Genomic DNA, 21,621 nt, shown 5'->3' on the forward strand with positions numbered 1-21,621 from the left:
GCTTGATTGACCCGCGTAGCCAGGCCTTTTTTTCCACGCTAGGCTCCTGGGGTCAGAGCCGACCGCCACGCCGGCGCTCTCCCCACCCAACGGCCCCCGACGGGGGCCGTTTTCCTTGGGTGCATGGCCGCCAGCGCGCAGCCCCGGCAAACGCCCGAAATGGGCGGTTTTCACCCTGCTGTTCCGCAACGGGACACGGGTCGGGTGTGAAACACTTCTTGACGTTTCTCCCTTTTGCGGGCACCGCCAGCCAGATCCCATCTTGCAGCCAGCCACACGCCTGCGGCGTCACGTGAAGGGGCCATCCGACACCCTGTGCACTGCCCCCGCCCATGACCCAGCCCACCACCGCCCGGCCCGAGATTTCCAAAGCCCAGTTGCTGCAGGAACTGTCGGCTTTCGCCAATCCCAGCGACCGCAAGGGCGTGACCCTGGTGCTGCGCGACCACGTGCTGTACTGGGCCTTCATCGCCACCGTGCTGCTGGCCGGGCCGATGTGGGTCAAGGTCGTGGCCGCGCTGATGGCGGGTGTGCGCCTGTCCTCGTTCTATACCCTGGCGCACGATGCCGCCCACGGCACCCTGGCCCGCTCCAAGCGCCTGAACTGGGTGCTGGCGCTCGTGGCCGGCGTGCCCGCCACGCACAACTACCGCATGTGGTCGCACGACCACAACAAGGTGCACCACCCCTACACCAACGGCGACCACTTCGACTACTACACGCCCTACTCCAAGGCCGGCTACGACGCGCTGCCCTGGTACAGGAAGGTGCTGGAGCACATCTACCGCGCGCCCCTGGGCATCGGCCTGTGGCTGTACTTTGCGATCCACTGGTTCCCGACCCGCATCTACCCCAACGTGCGCACGCCCAAGGACCAGGTGCCCGAATCGCGCAAGTATTCCGCCCTGCTGCTGGCCTACCACGGCAGCTATGTGGCCTTCCTGCTGTGGTCGCCCGCCTTCGCCCCCGTCACGGCCCTGCAGGCCGTGCTGCTGGGCTGGGTGCTGCCGCTGTTCACGCTGATGTTCCTGAGCAGCACCTCGCTGTACATCATGCACACCCACCCCAACATCCCCTGGTTCAAGAGCGACGACCTGCGCAGCAACCGCCACAGCCCCGAGGTCTGTTCCGTGGTCTGGGTGCTGCCCGACTGGATCTCCAAGGTGGTCAACAACGTCTACAACCACGCGGCGCACCACGCGCATGCCGGCATCCCGTCCTACCACCTGCTGGCAGCGCAAAAGCGCATGAACGAGCTGGTGGGCCACAAGCTGGTGATCGAGAAGGCCTCGGTGCGCACCCTGCTGCGCACCATGCGCACCTGCAAGCTCTACGACTACGAGAACCACCAGTGGCTCGACTTCAAGGGCCAGCCCAGCGCACCGCGCATCGACCTGGAGCAAAAGGGCCTGGTCGCCCTGCGCAACCCCGTGCGCCGGCCCGCAGCGCCCATCCAGGCCCCCATGCCCAGCCCCTGTGCAGCGCCCAGCAGCAACGGCAACGCCCTGCCCCACCCCATGGCAGACGCAACCGCCTGACGCTTGGCATCCCCCAACGAAAAAACCGGCCAAGGCCGGTTTTTTTTCATGGGTGGTGCATGCCAAAAGGCATGCCGCGGCTCACAGGCCGATGGCGGCAATGCCGGCGCGCGCGACCTGCGCGTCTTCGGTGGACTTCACGCCGCTCACGCCGACGGCGCCCAGGCACTGGCCGTCCTTGAGGATGGCCACGCCACCTTCGAGCAGGCCGTCGATGGTGGGTGCGCTCAGGAAGGCGGTGCGCCCACCGTTCACGATGTCCTCATAGACCTTGCTGTCGCGGCGGCCCAGTGCGGCCGTGCGGGCCTTGGACGGAGCGATGTGCGAGGACACGGCGGCGGCACCGTCCAGGCGCTGCAGCCACAGCAGGTGGCCGCCATCGTCCACGATGGCGATGGTCACGGCCCAGTGGTTCTTCAGGGCTTCGGCTTCGGCGGCGGCGGCAATGGCCTTGACGTCGGCCAGTTCGAGTTCGTGCTTGGTCTTCATGGGTGCGGTGCGGGTTGGAGGAGGCGCCAACGCGCCCCCAGGGATGGAAACCGGCAAGCATAGCGGCTCCCGGCGGGGCCACCAACTGTGCCTGGGGCGAAAGAATAGTGACCGGGGACAGCGCAATCCCTCACGCCCCCCGCCCTCTGCGCGCCCATGGCAAGCCCGTTGGCCGGTGCGGGTATTGCCATTGGGGGGAACGCCTCCACCTAGAATTTGTCCAAGCCTGTACCGTGCAGGCACAAGGAGAGATACAGATGAATGACCAAGTCACCACCCTGAACCATTCGGCGGGCTATGGCATTTCGCAGGAAGAGCGCCACAAGGTGCTGCGCAATACCTATTGGCTGCTGGCACTGAGCATGATCCCCACCGTGCTGGGCGCCTGGATCGGCGTCGCCACGGGCATCACGCAGTCGCTGCGCGGCGGCGTGGGCCTGATCGTGTTCCTGGGCGGCGCGTTCGCCTTCATGTACGCAATCGAAAAGACCAAGCGCTCTGCCGCCGGCGTGCCCGTGCTGCTGGCCTTCACCTTCTTCATGGGCCTGATGCTCTCGCGCATGATCGGCATGGTGCTGGGCTTCAAGAACGGCACCGACCTGGTGATGACCGCATTTGCCGGCACCGCAGGCGTATTCCTGGTCATGGCCACCCTGGCCAGCGTGATCAAGCGCGACCTCTCGGGCATGGGCAAATGGCTCATGGTGGGCGCCTTGGTGCTCATGGTCGGCGCCATCATCAACGTCTTCGTCGGCTCCTCGGCCGGCATGATGGCCATCTCGGTGGCTGCCATCGGCATCTTCAGCGCCTACATGCTGTATGACCTCAAGCAGATCCTGGACGGCGGCGAGACCAACTACATCAGCGCCACCCTGGCCCTGTACCTGGACATCTTCAATGTGTTCCAGAGCCTGCTGGCCCTGCTGGGCATCATGGGCGGCGAGAAGGACTGAGCTCCTTTTCGCGCCGCCCCCTAAAAAGGCTCCTTCGGGAGCCTTTTTGTTGACCCCGGGCCGTGGTCAACCCTCAACCCAGGCGGGCTGCTGCCGATAATGGAACTACATGCGCTCTACCTTCCTTTCCGCCTCCCTGCCTGTCCTGCGCCTCCTGGCCGTCTCTGCCGCCCTGCTGGCACTGGCCGGGTGCGACAAGATCACTGCCAGCCTGGGACTGAACGAAACCCAGCAGAAGGATACCGAGGCCCGGGCCATTGGCGGGGCCTGCCGCCACGCACTGCGCGGCGTGGAGGACTGCTACACCCTCAATCCAAAGGCCCCCAAGGCGGCGGTCTTCGATGGATGGAAGGAGATGGACCAGTACATGCGCGACAACAAGATCGAAGGCACGCCTGCGGTGGTCACCAAGCCGCCCGAGCCGGCGCCCAAGCGTGCGGCAGCGAAGGCCTCCGCGCCCGCCGAGCATTGAACCGACCAAGACGACAAAGGGGCCCTCGGGCCCCTTTGCGCTTCGCGGCGGGTGATGTTCCCCGGCCTCAATCCCGCTCGAACACCGCCATGCTCTCCACGTGCGCCGTGTGCGGGAACATGTTGACCATGCCGGCCGCAGTGCAGCGGTAACCGCCCAGGTGCACCAGCAGGCCGGCGTCGCGCGCCAGCGTGGCGGGGTTGCAGCTCACGTAGACGATGCGCTTGGGCGCCGTCCAGTTCTCGGCCCCGGCCGGCAGCGGCGCAGCCCCTTCGGCACCGATGCGGGCCTGCTCGATGTCCGCCAGCGCCTTGGCCAGCGCGAAGGCGCCTTCGCGTGGCGGGTCCACCAGCCATTTCTCGGCCGAGCCATCGGCGATCAGCATCTCGGGCGTCATCTCGAACAGGTTGCGGGCCACGAAATCGGTGGGCGCCAGGGCCTTGCCGCCTTCGGCCACCAGGCCCTGGTTGAGCCGGTAGTTCTCGCGCGAGCGTGCCACCAGCGTCTCGCTGCCCTCGATGCCCAGCACCTCGCGGCCCTGGGTGGCCAGGGGCAGCGTGAAGTTGCCCAGGCCGCAGAACCAGTCGATCACGCGCTCGTGCTTTTGCACATCCAAGAGACGCAGCGCGCGCGTCACCAGCACGCGGTTGATGTGTGGGTTCACCTGCGTGAAGTCGGTGGGCTTGAAGGGCATGGTGATGCCGAAGTCCGGCAGCGCATAGGACAACTGCTCGCCGCCCTCCTCCATGAGCTTCACGGTCTCGGGACCCTTGGGCTGCAGCCACCATTGCACCTGGTGGGCGGCTGCGAAGTCGCGCAACCGGGCCAGGTCGTCCGCGCTCAGCGGCTCCAGGTGGCGCAGCACCAGCGCGGTCACGCTGTCGCCGCAGGCCAGCTCGATCTGCGGGCAGGTGTCGCGCGCGTCCATGGAGGCGATCAGCGCGCGCATGGGCATCAGCATCGCGTCCACATGCGGGGGCAGCACCGGGCAGGTCTGCATGTCGGCCACATAGCGGCTCTTGCGCTCGTGGAAACCCACCAGCACCGTGCCCTTCTTGATGACGTGGCGCACTGACAGGCGCGCGCGGTAGCGGTAACCCCAGGCCGGGCCCTCGATGGGGCGCAGCACCATCTCGGCACGCACCTTGCCCAGGTGCCACAGGTTGTCTTCGAGCACGCGCTGCTTGACCGCCACCTGCCCGCCCACGTGCAGGTGCTGCATCTTGCAGCCGCCACAGGCGCCGGCATGCAGGCCGAAGTGCTGGCAGCCCGGGCGCACGCGCTGCGACGATTCGCGGTGAATCGCCGTCAGGCTGGCCTGCTCCCAGTTGTTCTTCTTGCGGTGGGTGTTGGCGGTGACGTATTCGAACGGCAGCGCGCCGTCGATGAACACCACCTTGCCATTAGGCCTGCGGGCCACGCCCTGGGCTTCGAGGTCCAGGGATTGCACGGACAGCCAGCCTTCCGGCAGTTCTCCCGCTTCCTGCTGGGCGGGTTCATACGAGGGGGACAATTCTTTGGGTTCGCTCATCCCCTGATTGTCTCAGAGGCCGCGAACCCTCCCGCCGCCCCTTGCAGGCGGCAGGAAGCGAGGGCGCAATCAGCCGCGGTCGGCGCGCGGTGCGCGGCGGCCGCCGGGGCCGGTCATTCGGGCCGGTGCAAAGCGGGGCAGCTCGTTGATGCGCAGGTCGCAGCCATGGTTGTCCAGCGTGAACACCAGCGTGCTGCCGGGCGCCACGCGGGGCAGCACTTCGTGGATCTGGTAGGACATGTCCACCGGCGGCTCGGGCGAGCGGTAGATGATTTCCTTGGCCGGGCTGTAGACCACGTAGCAGGCAGCGGAGGCGGTTTGGCTGAAGCAGGCGGCCACCAGGGCCGCTGCGGCGAATTTGAATGCGGACATGAGAACTCCTCCTGCAACTTTCGGTATTGCACCCATTATGCGGGCTGGTGGCGCGCTCGCCAATGCAGGCGTTGCGCGCGTGCCTACCGCAGCACGAGGTGGTTGGTGTGCTTGACCTCTTCCATCACCGCGTAGGTGCGCGTTTCGCGCACGCCCGGCAGTTGCCACAGCACGTCGCCAGCAAACACGCGGTAGGCGTTCATGTCGGCCGAGCGGGTCTTGAGCAGGTAGTCGAAGCCCCCCGCCACCATGTGGCATTCCATGATCTCGGGGTGCACCTGCACGGCGGCCTTGAACTGGTCGAACACATTCGGCGTGGTGCGGTCGAGCAGCACCTCGACGAAAACCAGCATGCCGGCGCCCAGCTTGAGCGGGTTCAGCCGCGCCTCGTAGCCCAGGATGAAGCCGTCGCGCGTGAGCCGCTGCACGCGCGCCAGCACCGCCGTGGGCGACAGGGCCACGGCTTCGGCCAGCTTGAGGTTGGCAATGCGCCCGTCTTCCTGCAGGATCGACAAAATTCTGCGGTCGATACGGTCCAGATCGGCTTCATTGGTCATTGACTCTAGTGATTCATTCGTTCGATAGGCCAATTTTCGAACATTTATTCACCGCAAGTCCAGAGATGATCCGTTTCAGCGAGGCAGACAGCCGTTTGCCCCGAACTTCTCTCACCAAGACGCCGCCATGACCCACCCCACCGCCTTCGCCGACTTCGCCCCGCGCACCCCGCTGGCCAGCCCGCTGCGCGCCGCCATCACCGCGGCCTGCCGCCGCCCGGAACCCGAGGCCCTGGCACCGCTGCTGGAGCAGGCCCGCGTGCCGCAGGAGGTGGCCGCGGCCGCGCAGCAGCTGGCACTGCGCATCGCGGGCGCGCTGCGCCAGCGCAAGGCCGCCAGCGGCCGCGCCGGCATCGTGCAGGGCCTGCTGCAGGAGTTCTCGCTCTCGTCCCAGGAGGGCGTGGCCCTGATGTGCCTGGCCGAGGCGCTGCTGCGCATCCCCGATGCGGCCACGCGCGACGCGCTGATCCGCGACAAGATCAGCAACGGCCAGTGGGAGCCGCACCTGGGCAAGAGCCCCTCGCTGTTCGTCAACGCCGCCACCTGGGGCCTGCTGATCACCGGCAAGCTGGTGGCCACGCACAGCGAGGGCAGCCTGGGCGCATCGCTGGGCCGGCTCATCGGCCGGGGCGGCGAGCCGCTGATCCGCAAGGGCGTGGACATGGCCATGCGCATGATGGGCGAGCAGTTCGTGACCGGCGAAACCATTGCCGAGGCCCTGGCCAACGCGCGCCGCATGGAGGCCGAGGGCTTTCGCTATTCCTACGACATGCTGGGCGAGGCGGCGCTGACCAGCGCCGATGCCGAGCGCTACTACGCCTCCTACGAGCAGGCCATCCACGCCATCGGCAAGGCATCGGCCGGGCGCGGCATCTACGAAGGCCCGGGCATCTCGATCAAGTTGTCGGCCCTGCACCCGCGCTACAGCCGCGCGCAATTCGGCCGCGTGATGGACGAGCTCTACCCCCTGGTGCTGCGCCTGACCGAGCTGGCCAAGAGCTACGACATCGGCATCAACATCGACGCCGAGGAGGCCGACCGGCTGGAGATCTCGCTCGACCTGCTGGAGCGCCTGTGCCACGCCGAGAGCCTGGCCGGCTGGAACGGCATCGGCTTCGTGATCCAGGCCTACCAGAAGCGCTGCCCCTATGTCATCGACTTCGTGATCGACCTGGCCCGGCGCACGCGCCGCCGCCTCATGGTGCGCCTGGTCAAGGGCGCCTACTGGGACAGCGAGATCAAGCGCGCCCAGATCGACGGCCTGGCCGACTACCCGGTCTACACGCGCAAGGTGCACACCGACATCTCCTACGTGGCCTGCGCGCGCAAGCTGCTGGCCGCGCCCGAGGCTGTGTACCCCCAGTTCGCCACGCACAACGCCGAGACCCTGGCCACCATCTACCAACTGGCGGGCAGCAACTACTACGCGGGCCAGTACGAGTTCCAGTGCCTGCACGGCATGGGCGAGCCGCTGTACGAGCAGGTGGTGGGCGCCGTCACCGCCGGCAGGCTGGGCCGGCCCTGCCGCATCTACGCCCCGGTGGGCACGCACGAGACGCTGCTGGCCTACCTGGTGCGCCGCCTGCTGGAGAATGGCGCGAACACCTCCTTCGTGAACCGCATCGCCGACGAGACCATCGCCCTGGCCGATCTGGTGCGCAGCCCCGTGCAGGTGGTGGACGAAGCCGCGGTCCGCGAAGGCACTGCCGCCCTGCCCCACCCGCGCATCCCGCTGCCAGGGGCGCTGTACGGCCATGGCCGTGCCAACTCGCAAGGCCTCGACATCGCCAGCGACGCCACGCTGGCGCAACTGGGCGCCACCCTGCAGGCCAGTGCGCTGCACGATTGGAAGGCCGGCCCGCTCCTGGCCACCGATGCCCCCGCCGGCCCCACCACCCCGGTACGCAACCCCGCCGACCTGCGCGACGTGGTCGGCCAGGTGCAGGAGGCCACGGCCGACGACGTGGACCAGGCGCTGAAGCACGCACAGCAGGCGGCTCCCGCCTGGGCCGCCACCGCCCCCACCGAGCGCGCTGCCACCCTGCAGCGCACGGCCGACCTGCTCGAAGAGCGCCTGCAGCCGCTGATGGGCCTGTTGATGCGCGAGGCCGGCAAGAGCGCCAGCAACGCCATCGCCGAGGTGCGCGAGGCCGTGGACTTCCTGCGCTACTACGCGGCCCAGGTCGCCACCACCTTCGACAACGCCACGCACATCCCGCTGGGCCCCGTGGCCTGCATCAGCCCCTGGAACTTTCCGCTGGCCATCTTCATGGGCCAGGTGGCCGCGGCGCTGGCCGCCGGCAACCCGGTGCTGGCCAAGCCGGCCGAGCAGACGCCGCTCGTCGCCGCCGAAGCCGTGCGCCTGCTGTGGCAGGCCGGCGTACCGCGCGGCGCGGTGCAGCTGCTGCCCGGCCAGGGTGAAACCGTGGGCGCGCGCCTGATCGGCGATGCCCGGGTGATGGGTGCCATGTTCACCGGCTCCACCGAGGTGGCGCGCATCCTGCAAAAGACCATTGCGGGCCGGCTCGATGCCGCTGGCCGCCCCATCCCGCTGATCGCCGAGACGGGCGGGCAGAACGCCATGATCGTGGATTCCTCGGCCCTGGTGGAACAGGTGGTCACCGATGCGGTCTCGTCGGCCTTCGACAGTGCGGGCCAACGCTGCTCGGCCCTGCGCGTGCTGTGCGTGCAGGAGGATGCCGCTGACCGCGTGGTCGAGATGCTCCAGGGCGCCATGGGCGAGCTGCGCATGGGCAACCCCGGCGCCCTCGCGGTGGACGTGGGCCCGGTGATCGACGCCGAGGCCCAGGCCGGCATCCACAGGCACATCGAGGCCTTCAAGGGCCGTGGCCAGCGTGTGTTCCAGCACTGCCGCAGCGACGCTGCCGAGGCTGCGCAGGGCACCTTCGTGCCGCCCACGCTGATCGAGCTGAACAGCATCAGCGAGCTGCAGCGCGAGGTCTTCGGCCCCGTGCTGCACCTGGTGCGCTATGCCCGCCAGGACCTGGACCAGCTGCTCGACCAGATCAACGCCACCGGCTACGACCTGACCCAGGGCGTGCACACCCGCATCGACGAGACCATCGCCCGCGTGGTGGACCGCGCGCATGCCGGCAATGTCTACGTCAACCGCAACATGGTGGGCGCCGTGGTGGGCGTGCAGCCCTTCGGGGGTGAAGGCCTGTCGGGCACCGGGCCCAAGGCCGGCGGCCCGCTGTACCTGCTGCGCCTGCTGGCCGAGCGCCCGGCCGACGCGCTGGCACGGACCTTAGCCGCCGCCGACCGCGCCGCCCCGCCCGACCTGGCTGCACGCGACCAGCTGCTGATGCCGCTGCGTGCGCTGGAACGCTGGGCGCAGATGGGCAACCAGGCCACCCTGGCCGCCACCTGCCGCCGCTTTGCCGGCGAAAGCCAGAGCGGCACGGCGCGCACCCTGCCCGGCCCCACGGGCGAGCGCAATGTCTACAGCCTGCTGCCCCGCGCCACGGTGCTGTGCATCGCCTCTGCCGAGGATGACGTACTGACCCAACTGGCCGCCGTGCTGGCCAGCGGCGGCAAGGCCGTGTGGAGCGATGCCCACACCGCCCTGCGCACCACCCTGCCCGCCGAGGTGCAGGCACGCATCGTGACCACAGGGAACGCCCTGGGGGATAGCAGCATCGAACTGGCTGCGGTGCTGCACCATGGCAGCCCTGAAGCCTTGCGCAGCGTGTGCGAACAGCTCGCGCGCCGACCTGGCCCTATCGTCGCCGCCACGGCGCTGCCCCCGGGCAGCACCGTGGTACCGCTGGAGCGGCTGGTCATCGAGCGTGCCCTGAGCGTGAACACGGCCGCAGCGGGCGGCAATGCGAGCCTGATGACCATCGGCTGAGCTTTGTGGAGCGCGCTCACTCGATGGAGATGTTGCGCTCCTTGATCAGCTTGGACCAGCGCTCGCTCTCGCTGGCGATGAAGCGGGCGAAGTCCTCGCGGGTTCCGCCGCCGAACTCGTTGTTCTGCGACTGGATGGTGTCCTTGACCTCGGGCCGTTCGATCGCCTTGGCGAAGGCTTCATGCAGCCGGGCCACGATCGCCGGCGGGGTGCCCTTGGGCGCGACGTAGCCCATCCAGTTGGACACGGTCACCTGCGGGTAGCCGAGCTCCGCGAAGGTGGGTGTGTCCGGCAGGGTCGACAGGCGCTTGGCCGAGGTGACGGCGATGGGCCGGATCTTGCCGGCCTTGATGGACTGCAGCGCCGCGCCCGTCTGCTCGAACATCAGGTCCACCTGCCCGGCCAGCAGCGCGGTAGCGGCAGGACCGCCGCCCTTGAACGGAATGCCCACCATGTCGATGCCTGCGGTGCTTTCGAACAGCTCCGCCGAAAGATGGTGTGCGCCCCCGGGCCCCGCGTTGGCTATGTTCAGCGAGCCCGGGGCTTTCTTCGCTGCCGTGACGATGTCGGCGACCGTCTTGTACGGCTTGCTGGCGGGGGTAGAGAGCACCAGCGGGCTCTTCTCCAGCAGGATGATCGGAACCAGGCTCTCGGGCGCGAAGTTCAGCTTGGGATAGATCCAGGGATTCACTGCCAGGGGGCCGAAGCTGCCCATGCCGATGGTGTAGCCGTCCGGCGCGGCGCGGGCCACCATTTCCGTGCCGATGTTGCCGCTGGCCCCCGGCTTGTTGTCCACGACCACCGGCTGGCCCAGGATGGCCGAGAGCTGCTGCGCCACCAGGCGCGTCTTGACGTCCGTATTACCGCCCGCGGCGAAGGGCACGATGATCGTGATGGCCTTTGCCGGGTAGGGCGCCGCCCCTTGCTGCGCGTGGGCGAGGCCCGGCGCTGCGCAGGCAATCAGCGCAGCGGCGATCGCCGTCCTTCGGGTCCATGTGGGGTGCGTGGGGTGCATGGTCTGTTCTCCATCCATAGGTGAGGTATGTGCGGTCCGGCGGACCCCAAAGTGCACTTCGGGTTTGCGTTTAATTGCATTTTACGGTCGCAATATGCAAAAATAGAACCTATGGAAAACACCAATGCCTGCCCTTTTGGGCAATTCGAGGTCGACGGAGAGGTGCTGCACGCCGTGGATCTGCCGGCCCTGTTCGGTCCGCGCCTGGCGCGCCTGCCGGTGGTACTGCGCCTGCTGCTGGAGAACGCCGTGCGCAACATGCAGGGTGCGGAACGGGACGCCGCCGTCAGCGCCTTGCTCGCCTGGCTGGAGACCGGAACCAGCACGGCGGAAATTGCCTTCCAGCCAGGCCGTGTGCTCATGCACGACACGACCAGCACCCCGGCCCTGGTGGACATCGCAGGCATGCGCGACGCGCTGGCAGAGGCCGGTGTCGACCCCACAGTGCTGAATCCCGGCCTGCCGGTCGATGTCTCGGTCGACCACTCGCTGGCCGTGGAGATCCATGCCCAGCGCGATGCCCTGGCGCGCAACCTGGAGCACGAGATCCGCAGGAACGGCGAGCGCTACCGCTTCCTGCGCTGGGCAGCCGCGGTGCTCGATGGGGTGCGCATCCACCCGCCGGGCACGGGCATCATGCACACCATCAACCTGGAGCAGCTGGCGACCGTGGTCACCACCGAGGTCCGCGACGGCGTGCGCTGGGCCGTGCCGGACATGATGATCGGCACCGACAGCCACACGCCCATGGTCAACGGCATCGGCGTACTCGGCTGGGGCGTAGGTGGACTGGAGGCGCAGACCGTGATGTTCGGCATGCCCACCATGCTGCGCATTCCCGACGTCATCGGCGTGAAGCTGACTGGCACCCTGGCCCCCGGTGTGCTGGCAACCGACCTCGCCTTGACCGTGACGCAGCGGCTGCGCGCGATCGGCGTGTCGGGCGAGTTCGTCGAGTTCTACGGCCCGGGCGTGTCCACGCTGACTGCAGGCCAGCGCAGCGTGGTGGCCAACATGGCACCCGAATACGGCGCCACGACCGGCTTCTTCCCGGTGGACGGCCAGACCACCGCCTACCTGCTTGGCACGGGCCGCAGCGCGGCGCAGGTGCGGCTGGTCGAGGCCTGCCTGCGCTTTGCCGGGCTGTGGTTCGACCCCGAGGCCGAGCCCACCTTCACACGCCGCATCGAGGTCGACCTGGCCGCGGTGGGCATGCACATCGCCGGCCCGCAAAGGCCGCAGGACCTGCTCGACCACGGCGATGCGGCGCGGGTTCTGCGCGCCATCGGCTTCACGCCGCGGGCCGACGCCGGGCCGGGTGCGGGACTGCCGCGCCATGCCATCGCCATCGCCGCGATCACCAGTTGCACCAACACCTCGGACCCGGCCCTGCTGATCGCCGCCGGCCTGGTGGCGCGCAAGGCGCGCGCGCTGCGCATGCAGGTGCCCCACTGGGTCAAGACCTCGCTCGGGCCCGGCTCGCCGGCCGCCGCCTCGTACCTGGAACGCGCCGGCCTGCTGGAGGACCTGTCGGCCGTGGGTTTCGACATCGTCGGCTACGGCTGCACCACCTGCATCGGCAACCCTGGTCCCCTGCCCGAAGTCATCCGCAGCGAACTGGCCCAGGGGCGCATCCGCCCGGTGGCGGCGATCTCGGGCAACCGCAACTTCCCCGGGCGCGTGCACCCCGACCTGGACCTGGGCTTTCTCATGTCGCCCCCGCTGGTCATCTCCTTCGCGCTGGCCGGCGATGCCGAGCGCAACCTGCGCGAAGAACCGCTCCAGACCCTGGCCGACGGTCGCCCCGTGTTCCTGCGCGACCTCTGGCCCAGCCACGAGGAGATCTCCCGGCTCACCGCACATGCCGTGCAGGCGCCCGACTTCACGCACGACTTTCGCATCGCCAGCCAGTCGCCGCTGTGGCACCGGCTGGACGCGCCGACCACCCCACGCTTTCCCTGGGACCCGGCGTCCACGGCCCTGCGGCGCCCGCCGTTCGCCGCGCTCGACCAGGGCAGCCAGCTGGGCCGCTACACGGCCTATCCCTTGCTGGTGGTCGGCGACGACATCACCACCGACCACATCTCACCCGCCAGCGCGATTCCGCCCGACAGTCTGGTGGCCGACTTCCTGGTGGCGCGCGGCGATGACCGCAACGACCTCAACGTCTTCGCCTCGCGGCGCGGCAACTGGGAAGTGATGCTGCGCGCGGCCTTCCACAGCAAGACGCTGGTGAACCGGCTGGCCCCCGGCGCGCCCGTGGCCCACACCCTGCACGCCCCAAGCGGGCAGGTGCTGCCGATCTGGGAGGCCGCAGCCCGCTACCGCGAGGAAGGCCATGCGGTGGTGATGGTGGCCGGCGAGCGCTATGGCACGGGCTCATCGCGCGACTGGGCCGCTAAGGGCCAGCGGCTCCTGGGCATCCGCGCGGTGCTGGCCATGGGCTTCGAGCGCATCCACCGCTCCAACCTGGTGGGCATGGGCATCCTGCCGCTGCGCTTTGCCCCGGGTGTCGGCCCCGACACACTGGCCCTGCAGCCGGGCGACCGCATCGTGGTGGACGCCCCGGCCCAGGATCTGAGCCCACGCTGCCCGGTGCGCGTGGAGATCCTGCGGGCCGACGGCGCACGCGAATCCCTCGTGGCCACCGCCGGGGTGGAGACCCAGCTCGAAGTGGAGCTGCTCCGCAGCGGCGGCGTGATACCGCTGATCCTGCGCCAGACCATGGCCGCCCATGCGCACGAATCGACCATGCCGGCATAGACCGGCCATCGGCGCAGCAAGCCACGGCCCCTACCGTGGAGAATCGGTCTCCATGAAGACCGAATCCACCATCGCGGCACAAATCATCGCGCTGGCCCAATCCGAAGAGTGGGCGCTGGGCACGCACCTCAAGGCCCAGGGGCTGGCCGACCGCCTGCGCGTGTCGCGCTCGCCCATCAACGATGCGCTGCAGCTCTTGGCCGACAAGGGCGTGCTGTCGCGCGAGCGCAACCGCGGCTACTTCCTCGCGGCCCTGCCCACGGATCTGTCCAGCGAGACGCTGGAGGAAATCGGCATCTCCGAGAACGATGCGGTGGGCACGGCCTACTTCCGCATCGCCGAGGACCGGCTGCGCGGCCTGTTGCCGGACAGCATTACCGAGACGGCCCTGCGCGCGCGCTACCAGCTCACGCTGGGGCAGTTCACCGCGGTGCTGGGCCGCATCGCCCAGGAGGGCTGGGCCGAGCGCAAGCCAGGCTACGGCTGGGAGTTCACCTCCATGCTGACCACGCCCGACAGCCTGCTGCAGTCCTACCGGCTGCGCCTGGCGCTGGAGCCGGCGGCCTTGCTGGAGCCGGGCTACCGGCTCGACGCCCAGGTGCTCGCGCGCTGCCGCGCCGCCGAAATGCATTTGCTGCAGGGCGGCATCGCCACCGACACGGCCGACCAGCTGCACGACCGGGGCGTGCGCTTCCACGAATCGCTGATCGAAGCCTCGGGCAATGCCTTCTTCATCGACACCATCCGCCGCGTCAACCGCGTGCGCCGACTGCTTTCATACCGGTCGATGAAAGACCGCAGCCGCTACCAGCAGCACTGTGAGCAGCACCTGCACATCCTGCAACTGCTGGAGCACGAACGCAACGAAGAAGCATCGCTGGCGATGCGCGAACACCTGTCCAGCACGCTGCGCAACCTGGCGCAGATCAGCGACATCCTGCAGGCCCGCCCCGCCGCTCCGCAACCCCCTTCCAAAACACCATGAACCCTGCTGCCGCATCCCCCGACATCGTCCGCGCCTTCGCGCCCACCGGCGTGCTGCGCGCCTCCATCAACCTGGGCAACCCCATCCTCGCGCGCCGCGACGGCGACGGCCAGGCCGCGGGCGTCTCGGTGGACCTGGCCCATGCCTTCGCCCACCGGATGGGCATCGGGCTCGAGCTCGTCGTCGTCGATGCGGCGGGCAAGTCGGTGGACGTGGTCACCGAGGAAAGCGCCGACATCGGCTTCTTCGCGATCGACCCGGTGCGGGGTGCGGGCATCGCCTTCACCGCGCCCTACGTGCTGATCGAAGGCGCCTACCTGGTGCGCGATGCCTCGCCGCTGCACAACAACGAGGACGTGGACCGCCCTGGCCAGACCATCACGGTCGGCAAGGGCAGCGCCTACGACCTGTACCTCACGCGGGAAATCCGGCATGCGCAGATCGTGCGCGCCCCCACCTCCCCCGCGGTGGTGGACACCTTCGTGGAACAGAACCTGGATGTCGCGGCCGGCGTGAAGCAGCAGCTACAGGCCGACGCGCAGCGCATCGCCGGCCTGCGCCTGCTGCCCGGGCGCTTCATGGTGATCCAGCAGGCCATGGGCCTGCCGCGCTCACGCGATGCGGCCGCGGTCCGGTTCCTGCGGGCCTTTGTCGAGGAGGTGAAAGCCAGCGGCTTTGTCGCGCAGGCGCTGGCCTGGCACGGCATCGAGGGCGCATCCGTCGCGCCAGCGCAGGTGGAGAACAGCTAGCGGTCAGGGCCTGTCAACGCCGTCTTCGGGGGTCGCGAAGGCCCTAGTGAAAACGGTGGTGGTCCAGCGCCCAACGCCCCAGCACCCGGTAGGCCCCGCCCGAGCCCAGCCGGTTGTACAGCAGCTGGAACTCGCGCACCGTCCAGCACAGCGGCTCCACGGGGTGCGCCGGCACATCGCGGGGGCTGTAGTACAAGGTCATGTGGGGCGTGATGACCGGTGCGCTGCGCGCGAAGTGCGGCTGCGGCCAGGCCGCCTGCAGCGCATCGTGCAGCGCCTGGTACAGCGCCAGGAAGCCGGCCACCCCCTCGCCCTCGCCGCACAGCACCTGCGGGCGGTTGCCCCGGCGCCGGTGAAAGCTCAGGAAACGGTCGAGCCGGATATTGAAGGCCGGCATGTCCACCCCGCTGGCGGCACGCGCCGCCCACAGGGCCAGGGCTTCGGAAAAATCGGCATGCCAGTCCAGCGACACCAGGGTCAGGTGCAGGCGCTCGGTGCGCACCTCGCTGCCGGCCAGTTGGTGGCGTGCGATCAGGTCCCGGCGCAGGCGGTCTGCACTCCACGCGGCCGCCGGCTCAGCCAGCACAGCAAAGAAGAGGTGGTGGGGCCGGGCACGCCGCTCGGGAGCGGGCTGGGGGTGCGGCCGGGATGGGCGTGGCTCGGCGGGTTCCACCCCTGGCAAGGACAGCTGGTGTGGCATGGCATGGCTCCATGGACTGGTCACCACACTAGCGCTCGCGGGCCCGCTTGTCCAGTGCGCTGCGGGAACAGATGTAACTAGGGCCTGTTCATGCCCGCGCCCGTCAGTCCATTCCCGTCTTGCCCGGAGCCCAGTAGGCCTTGGACAGGATGCGCGAAGACGGCACCCCATGCCCCTTGAGCGCCTGGCGCGCCTGCTGGATCGACTGCGCCCTGCCGGTGAGCACGAACAGGGTGCCATCGCCGCTGCATTGCGACCACAGATCGCCGATGGCCTGCACCCGCCGGACCTCGTCGCGCCGTTCCACCAGCAGCGCGGGCGCCACGCCCAGTGCCTGCAGCGCCAGCGCAGCTTCGGCGCTGGACTCCACCTCGAACACGCAGCGCGGCGCGGCCCTGCCCGCCGTGGCCGCCACCACCGAAGCAGCGAGGCCGAACGAGGTCTCATCGCCATGCAGCACCACCGGCCCGGCGAGATCGCCCAGCGCCAGCGAGCGGTGGGGCCCGAAGACCTGGCAGGCATCGCCGGCCCGCACGCGGCGCAGCCAGTCGCTGCCGGGCCCGGCGCCATGCGCATAGCCAAGCAGTCGCGTGCGCACTTGCTCGGCATCGAACCCGATGGGGGTGAAGGTGCGCGCCGTGAACGGCCCGGCCACCTTGACCTGCAGCTTGTGCCCTGGTGCCCAGGCCGCGCCCTGCAGGGTATCGCCCTCCAGGGCGATGAGCCGAAAGCGCTCCGACACCTGCTCGACCGCTGCCACCCGCGTGTTGCGCAGCAGCAGCCGGTCGAAGGTGCGCTCCAGCAGGCCCGGCCGGCGCTCCTCAGTAGAGTGCATGCCGCACCTCGTGGTCGTAATGCGCGTTGATCTGCCCCACCTGCTCCTCGCCGATCTGTGTGGTGGCACCGCCCAGCCGCGTGAGCTCCGCCAGCATCTGCCCCACCGTGGGCACGCTGGCGCGGTCCACCTGCGATGCCGGGGCCCAGAGTTTGGCGCGGTTCACCGCCTTGCCGCAGTGCATGAGCACCTCAGTGATGGCCACCACCGTGGCGGTCTTGGGCGTGCGCCCCTGCTCCGCCAGCTCGGCCAGCAGCTCGGGGGCGGTGGACACCCTGCCGTGGCCATTGATGCGCAGAAACACCTCCAGCCCCGGAAAGATGAACAGCATGCCCACGCGGTCATCGCGCTCCAGGTTGCGCAGGGACTCGATGCGGTTGTTGCCCGGCCAGTCGGCAAAGGCCACGGTGTGCGCATCGAGCACGTGCACGAAGCCTGGCGGGCCGCCGCGCGGCGAGGCATCGAGCCCCTGGCCACTGCCTGTGGCCAGGCAGAAGAAGGTCGCGGCCTTGAGGTAGCTTTCGTGGCCACCGATGAGACGGTCGAGCACCGCCTTCTGGATCATCTCGGACGGCGGGGCGTACAGCGCATCGAGGTCGGGGGCATCTGCTGCCACCGGCTGTGGCACAGGTTGCTCGACCAGGGCGCGCAGTTGCGGGTCCCGGACCTCGAGCACGTCGAACAGCCCCAGCGCGCGCAGTGCTGGCGCCAAGGCTTCGATGTCGCCCGCGGCAGCCGCGCGGGCCTCGGTGGATGCGCCGGGGTCCCGCAGTACCCGTGCATTGGCGAGGAAGGCCCCCACCGATCCCTTGCGGACGGTGACGCCGCCCACCTCCACTTCGTTGACATGGTCCGGAAGAACATCCTGTGCGCGCATGGTCTGGCTCCTGTTGATGCGATGCAAACAAGAATAAGATGCATTCACTTGGCGGCTGTAGACTGGATACGCCATTTGATTGCTCAAATCCGCCATTACCGCAGCCGCCACCGCATCCCCTGCCCCCCATGTCCGACCTGAAGCTCGACCTCGCCACCATCGACGCGCCCGACGGCCCGCTGGTCATCGCCCTGGCCGGCACGCAGGACGGCGAGCGCATGTCCGAGCCGCACCAGCACGCGCGCGGCCAGCTCTTCGGCTCGCTGCGCGGGCTGATCTCGGTGAAGGTGCAGGATGCCGTGTGGGTGGTGCCCGCCATCCATGCCGTGTGGCTACCGCCGCACCACCTGCATGCGGCCCAGTCGCATGGGCCCTTCCATGGCTGGAGCGTGTACGTCGAACCGGCCGCCTGCGAGGGCCTGCCCGCCAGGCCCTGCACGCTGCGCACCTCGGGCCTGCTGCGCGAGGCCGTGCTGCGCGCGGCCGAGTGGCCGCTGGGCCCGCTCGATGCCGGCCAGTCGCGTGTGGCCGGGGTGATCCTGGACGAAATCCGCAGCCTGCCGGTCGAGCCCCTGGGCCTGCCCCTGCCCAAGGATGCACGCCTGCTGCGCATTGCGCGCGCGCTCATCGGCGACCCGGCGGACGGGCGCGACCTGGAGGCCTGGGCCCGGTGGGCGGCCCTGAGCTCGCGCACGCTGAGCCGGCGCTTCGTGGAGGAAACCGGCTTCAATTTCACTGCCTGGCGGCAGCGCGCGCGCCTGCTGCGCTCGCTGGAGATGCTGGCCGCCGATGTGCCCGTGAACGCGATCGCGCTGGACCTGGGCTATGCGACGGCCAGCGCGTTCATCACCCTGTTCAAGCGCAGTTTCGGCGAGACCCCGGCCGCGTACCGGCAGCGGCTGTGAGCGGGCGCCTTACCTTGCTTGACTTGATGTCTATACCTGCACCGTGAGGTAGACACCCTCGCGCCCCACCACCGGGTCGCGCGTGGGCATGAAGATGGTGCAGTCGTCGCAGGGCGAACGGATCTCCTTGTCGCCGTCCACCGCGATCAGCTCGCCCTTGGCAAAGGTCTCGAAGCCGATGACCGGCCGCGTGAAGGCGAACTGCGGTGTCTGCACCAGGTGCACCTCCAGCAGCCGAAAGCGTCGCGCGGGCGCGCGGTCGGCCGGCGCAGGCAGCGCGTCGATGAGCCCGTGGTGCGCCAAAAAGCGCAGCGTGACGTCGGTGGCCAGGTCGGCGGCCGACCGGGCGAAATGCTGCCCGCACTCCACCACCACCGCGCCCAGGCTGTCGCTGGCTGAATCGCCGTGGCGCGCATAGGACATGACCCCAGTGCCCGGCGCCGAGCCCGGTGGCATCACCAGGTGCACCAGGGGGCTGCCCACGGCCAGGGTCAGTGCGGCATTGCGCTCGAACTCCGGGTAGACCCAGAAGGGTTGTACCGGCGCGCGTGTGGAGTGGATGTCGAGGATGCTGTCGGCTGCGGCCAGCACCGGGCGCAGCTCGCGCGCACGGCGCAGCTCGGGGCTCTGCTCGCTGCCATCGAGCATGGCGGGCGACCAGATGCGGTTGAGGTTGTGCACCAGTTGCCGGTTCTCGTAGGGCCGGTCGATGTCGAAGGCCTCATAGGCCTCCACGTTGGCAAAGCTCACCGTGAGCGTGCCCACCTTAGGGCGCACCCCCGTGTCGAGCAAGTGCGTGGCGGCCACCATGCCGCAGATCTCGTTGCCATGCGTCAGCGCATTGATGAGCACGTGCGGGCCGGGCCGGCCCGACTCGAAGCGGTGCACGTAGTCGATGCCGGTGTTGCCCTGGCGGTAGGCCGACAGGTCACGCGGCAGCACCTCCAGGGGCGAGTTGTCGGGGGCGAAGGCGGGTTGTTGCGGCATGGGTTGCTCACTCACCGCGGATGCCCAGGCGCTTGACCAGGTCGCCGTACACCGCCAGGCGCTCGCCCATCATCGCGGTGAACTGTGCGGACGACAGGGCCTCGGGCACCAGCGCGCCGCGCGACTGCAGCGCCTCGACCATGGCGGGCTGCTCGGCCACCGAGCGCACGGCCTTGTACAGCGCGGCCAGGATCTCGGGCGGGGTCTTCGCAGGCGCGGCCAGGCCGATCCACGAAGTGGCATTGACCACGGGGTAGTCCAGCTCAGCAAAGGTGGGCACATCGGGCAGCACGGCCAGGCGCGTGGGCGCGGCGATTGCCAGCGCACGCAGCTTGCCGGCCTGGATCTGGGGCAGGAAGGGGGCGAGGTTGTCGAGCCCGAACTGCACCTCGTTGGCCATCAGCGCGGTGACCAGCGGGCCACCGCCCCGGTAGGGCACGTGCACCGCGTCGAGCTGGGCGGCGTTCTTGAACAGCTCGGCATTGAGCTGCCCCATGCTGCCAGGCCCGGCGCTGCAGAAGTTGAGCTTGCCCGGGTTAGCCTTCACATGCGCGATGAACTCCTTGAGGTTCTTCGCCGGCACGGCCGGGTTGACCACCAACACGTTCGGCGTGCGCGCCAGCTGCGCGATGGAGGCGAAGTCCTTGATCGGGTCGTAGCCTACGTTGGCCTGCGTGAGCGGGTTGGCCAGGTGCGAGCTTTGCGAGGACACGACCAGCGTGTAGCCATCGGCCTTGGCGCGCGCCACCTGGGCGCTGGCGATGGAGCCGCCGGCACCGGCGCGGTTGTCCACCACCACCGAGGTGCCCAGCGCCTTGGCCAGCGGCTCGGCATAGAGCCGCGCGATCAGGTCCACCGAGCCGCCCGCAGGGAACGGCACCACCAGCGTCACCGGGCGTGACGGGAAGGCCTGCGCACGGGCGGCAAAGGGCAATGCTGCCGTGGCAGCGGCGACGCCCGCACCCAGGACTTGGCGGCGGCGCAGGGTGGAGGCAGGGGAGGTGGAGTGCATGGGCTTCCTGGGGTGGTAGAGCAGTGGCAGGGCAATATTTGAAGATATTCTTGCAGTTTGATTTCAATTTTGCAACAACACACGCAAAATGGACATTGCCAAGATCTGCGCACAATCCCATGGCCATGAACCTGAACCGACGCATCGCCAGCTACGGCAAGAAGCTCACCAAGAGCGAGCAGCGCCTGGTCGCCGAACTCCAGGCCCAGCACCCGCAGGGCCTGCTCGAATCGGCCACCCAGCTGGCGAAGAAGGTGAACACCAGCGCCTCCACCGTGGTGCGCCTGCTCGTCAAGCTGGGCTATGAGAGTTATGCGCAGGCGCAGATGGAGGCCCGCTCGGAGGTGACGGCCCTGCTCGCCACGCCCGGCACGCGGGCCAGTGCCGTGATCGGCGACGACATCTCCATCCGCTCGTGCCTGGACAACGTGCTGATGCACGACCAGCACAACCTGGCCACCACCTTCGCCGCGCTGGACGTCGCGGCCTTCGAGGCCACGGTGCGCCTGCTCACCCAGCGCAAGGCGCGCGTGCACGTGCTCGGCCAGCGCCACGGGGCCCCCATCGCCAGCCACCTGGCCTTGCACCTGAACCTGTGCCTGCCCGATGTGCGGCTGATGACCTCGGCCAGCCCCCTGCCCATCGAAGACGAGATGCTCTGGATCGGCGAGCACGACGTGCTGCTGGCCCCCACCTTCCGGCGCCACTCGCTGGCCATCACACGCGCCGCGAAATACTTCAAGGAGCAAGGCGCCCAGGTGGTGGTGGTGACCGACACCCCCACCGCACCGCCCGTGGCCTCGGCTGACCAGGTGCTGCTGGTGCGCACCTCCAGCGCATCGCCGTTCGACTCGTACACCGCGGCACTCTCAGTGTCCAACGCACTCATCATGGCCGTGGCCCAGCGCCGCAAAAAGGAGCTCGGCGCAGCGCTGGAGCGCGGCGAGGCCCTGTGGGCAAAGCACTGGAAGGAAAACCCGGGCTGAGGGCCGCTTGCGGGAACTCGCCCC

19 protein-coding genes are annotated in these 21,621 nt (G+C 69.0%); 9 read left to right on the top strand and 10 right to left on the bottom strand.

Translation table 11 applies throughout. The annotated features are described in order from the left end of the window. Positions 1–332 precede the first annotated feature (332 nt). Entirely contained in the window at positions 333–1,538 is a 1,206-nt protein-coding gene (locus tag AC07PF_RS13800; RefSeq protein ID WP_494612240.1) for a fatty acid desaturase family protein, read from the top strand. An 81-nt stretch (positions 1,539–1,619) separates the two neighbouring features. Here AC07PF_RS13800 and AC07PF_RS13805 read toward each other — a convergent pair whose 3' ends face one another. After that, the gene (locus tag AC07PF_RS13805) at positions 1,620–2,027 is read right to left on the bottom strand and encodes a GlcG/HbpS family heme-binding protein (protein ID WP_007856170.1); all 408 of its coding nucleotides are present in this window, start codon (positions 2,025–2,027) and stop codon (positions 1,620–1,622) included. A gap of 257 nt (positions 2,028–2,284) precedes the next feature. Here AC07PF_RS13805 and AC07PF_RS13810 point away from each other — a divergent pair, with 257 nt between their 5' ends. Further along, positions 2,285–2,980, top strand: a complete 696-nt coding sequence (locus tag AC07PF_RS13810; RefSeq protein WP_007856171.1) for a Bax inhibitor-1/YccA family protein — start codon at positions 2,285–2,287, stop codon at positions 2,978–2,980. A gap of 109 nt (positions 2,981–3,089) precedes the next feature. After that, positions 3,090–3,452 carry a hypothetical protein gene (locus tag AC07PF_RS13815; RefSeq protein ID WP_494612241.1) on the top strand — a complete coding sequence of 121 codons (363 nt, stop codon included), beginning with the start codon at positions 3,090–3,092 and terminating at the stop codon, positions 3,450–3,452. 67 nt (positions 3,453–3,519) lie between these two features. Here AC07PF_RS13815 and rlmD read toward each other — a convergent pair whose 3' ends face one another. The 3 genes from rlmD to AC07PF_RS13830 all read right to left on the bottom strand — a co-directional run bounded on the left by rlmD (position 3,520) and on the right by AC07PF_RS13830 (position 5,912). Then, positions 3,520–4,983 carry a 23S rRNA (uracil(1939)-C(5))-methyltransferase RlmD gene (gene rlmD, locus AC07PF_RS13820; RefSeq protein WP_494608277.1) on the bottom strand — a complete coding sequence of 488 codons (1,464 nt, stop codon included), beginning with the start codon at positions 4,981–4,983 and terminating at the stop codon, positions 3,520–3,522. 69 nt (positions 4,984–5,052) lie between these two features. Further along, positions 5,053–5,355, bottom strand: coding sequence for a hypothetical protein (locus tag AC07PF_RS13825; protein ID WP_145698867.1), 303 nt, complete (start codon positions 5,353–5,355; stop codon positions 5,053–5,055). An 83-nt stretch (positions 5,356–5,438) separates the two neighbouring features. Beyond that, complete coding sequence (locus AC07PF_RS13830; protein ID WP_007856176.1) at positions 5,439–5,912, bottom strand: Lrp/AsnC ligand binding domain-containing protein; 474 nt, start codon at positions 5,910–5,912, stop codon at positions 5,439–5,441. Positions 5,913–6,039: 127 nt separating this feature from the next. On the opposite strand from AC07PF_RS13830, the gene putA reads away from it, so the two are divergent. After that, positions 6,040–9,783, top strand: coding sequence for a trifunctional transcriptional regulator/proline dehydrogenase/L-glutamate gamma-semialdehyde dehydrogenase (putA, locus tag AC07PF_RS13835; protein WP_494612242.1), 3,744 nt, complete (start codon positions 6,040–6,042; stop codon positions 9,781–9,783). Positions 9,784–9,799: 16 nt separating this feature from the next. On the opposite strand, the gene AC07PF_RS13840 is transcribed toward putA, so the two are convergent. Beyond that, positions 9,800–10,798 (bottom strand): Bug family tripartite tricarboxylate transporter substrate binding protein, encoded by a 999-nt coding sequence (locus tag AC07PF_RS13840; RefSeq protein WP_494612243.1) that lies wholly within the window; start codon positions 10,796–10,798, stop codon positions 9,800–9,802. 111 nt (positions 10,799–10,909) lie between these two features. On the opposite strand from AC07PF_RS13840, the gene AC07PF_RS13845 reads away from it, so the two are divergent. From AC07PF_RS13845 to AC07PF_RS13855, 3 genes are read left to right on the top strand one after another with little or no spacing between them, the layout of a single operon-like run. Further along, a complete protein-coding gene (locus AC07PF_RS13845) occupies positions 10,910–13,561 on the top strand; it encodes an aconitate hydratase AcnA (RefSeq protein WP_494612244.1) in 2,652 nt (883 codons plus the stop codon). 52 nt (positions 13,562–13,613) lie between these two features. Continuing rightward, positions 13,614–14,546 (top strand): GntR family transcriptional regulator, encoded by a 933-nt coding sequence (locus AC07PF_RS13850; protein WP_494612245.1) that lies wholly within the window; start codon positions 13,614–13,616, stop codon positions 14,544–14,546. Next, positions 14,543–15,295, top strand: coding sequence for an ABC transporter substrate-binding protein (locus tag AC07PF_RS13855; RefSeq protein ID WP_494612246.1), 753 nt, complete (start codon positions 14,543–14,545; stop codon positions 15,293–15,295). Before AC07PF_RS13850 ends, AC07PF_RS13855 begins: the two co-directional genes overlap by 4 nt. 43 nt (positions 15,296–15,338) lie before the next feature. On the opposite strand, the gene AC07PF_RS13860 is transcribed toward AC07PF_RS13855, so the two are convergent. The 3 genes from AC07PF_RS13860 to AC07PF_RS13870 all read right to left on the bottom strand — a co-directional run bounded on the left by AC07PF_RS13860 (position 15,339) and on the right by AC07PF_RS13870 (position 17,473). Further along, positions 15,339–15,995, bottom strand: a complete 657-nt coding sequence (locus AC07PF_RS13860) for a 2'-5' RNA ligase family protein (RefSeq protein WP_494612247.1) — start codon at positions 15,993–15,995, stop codon at positions 15,339–15,341. A 103-nt stretch (positions 15,996–16,098) separates the two neighbouring features. Beyond that, on the bottom strand, positions 16,099–16,830 hold the full coding sequence (locus AC07PF_RS13865; RefSeq protein ID WP_494612248.1) for a siderophore-interacting protein: 732 nt from the start codon (positions 16,828–16,830) through the stop codon (positions 16,099–16,101). Next, entirely contained in the window at positions 16,817–17,473 is a 657-nt protein-coding gene (locus AC07PF_RS13870; RefSeq protein ID WP_494612286.1) for a pyridoxamine 5'-phosphate oxidase family protein, read from the bottom strand. Before AC07PF_RS13870 ends, AC07PF_RS13865 begins: the two co-directional genes overlap by 14 nt. Before the next feature lie 362 nt (positions 17,474–17,835). On the opposite strand from AC07PF_RS13870, the gene AC07PF_RS13875 reads away from it, so the two are divergent. Continuing rightward, a complete protein-coding gene (locus AC07PF_RS13875) occupies positions 17,836–18,612 on the top strand; it encodes an AraC family transcriptional regulator (RefSeq protein ID WP_494612249.1) in 777 nt (258 codons plus the stop codon). Between the two features lie 30 nt (positions 18,613–18,642). Here the strand turns inward: AC07PF_RS13875 and AC07PF_RS13880 are convergent, their stop codons facing one another. Then, positions 18,643–19,599, bottom strand: coding sequence for a M14 family metallopeptidase (locus tag AC07PF_RS13880; protein WP_494612250.1), 957 nt, complete (start codon positions 19,597–19,599; stop codon positions 18,643–18,645). A gap of 7 nt (positions 19,600–19,606) precedes the next feature. Continuing rightward, entirely contained in the window at positions 19,607–20,611 is a 1,005-nt protein-coding gene (locus tag AC07PF_RS13885) for a Bug family tripartite tricarboxylate transporter substrate binding protein (RefSeq protein WP_494612251.1), read from the bottom strand. Positions 20,612–20,736: 125 nt separating this feature from the next. Between AC07PF_RS13885 and AC07PF_RS13890 the strand changes: the two genes are divergently transcribed. Then, positions 20,737–21,597, top strand: a complete 861-nt coding sequence (locus tag AC07PF_RS13890; RefSeq protein ID WP_494612252.1) for a MurR/RpiR family transcriptional regulator — start codon at positions 20,737–20,739, stop codon at positions 21,595–21,597. Positions 21,598–21,621 lie beyond the last annotated feature (24 nt).

The organism is Acidovorax sp. GW821-FHT10A04 (assembly GCF_059415825.1).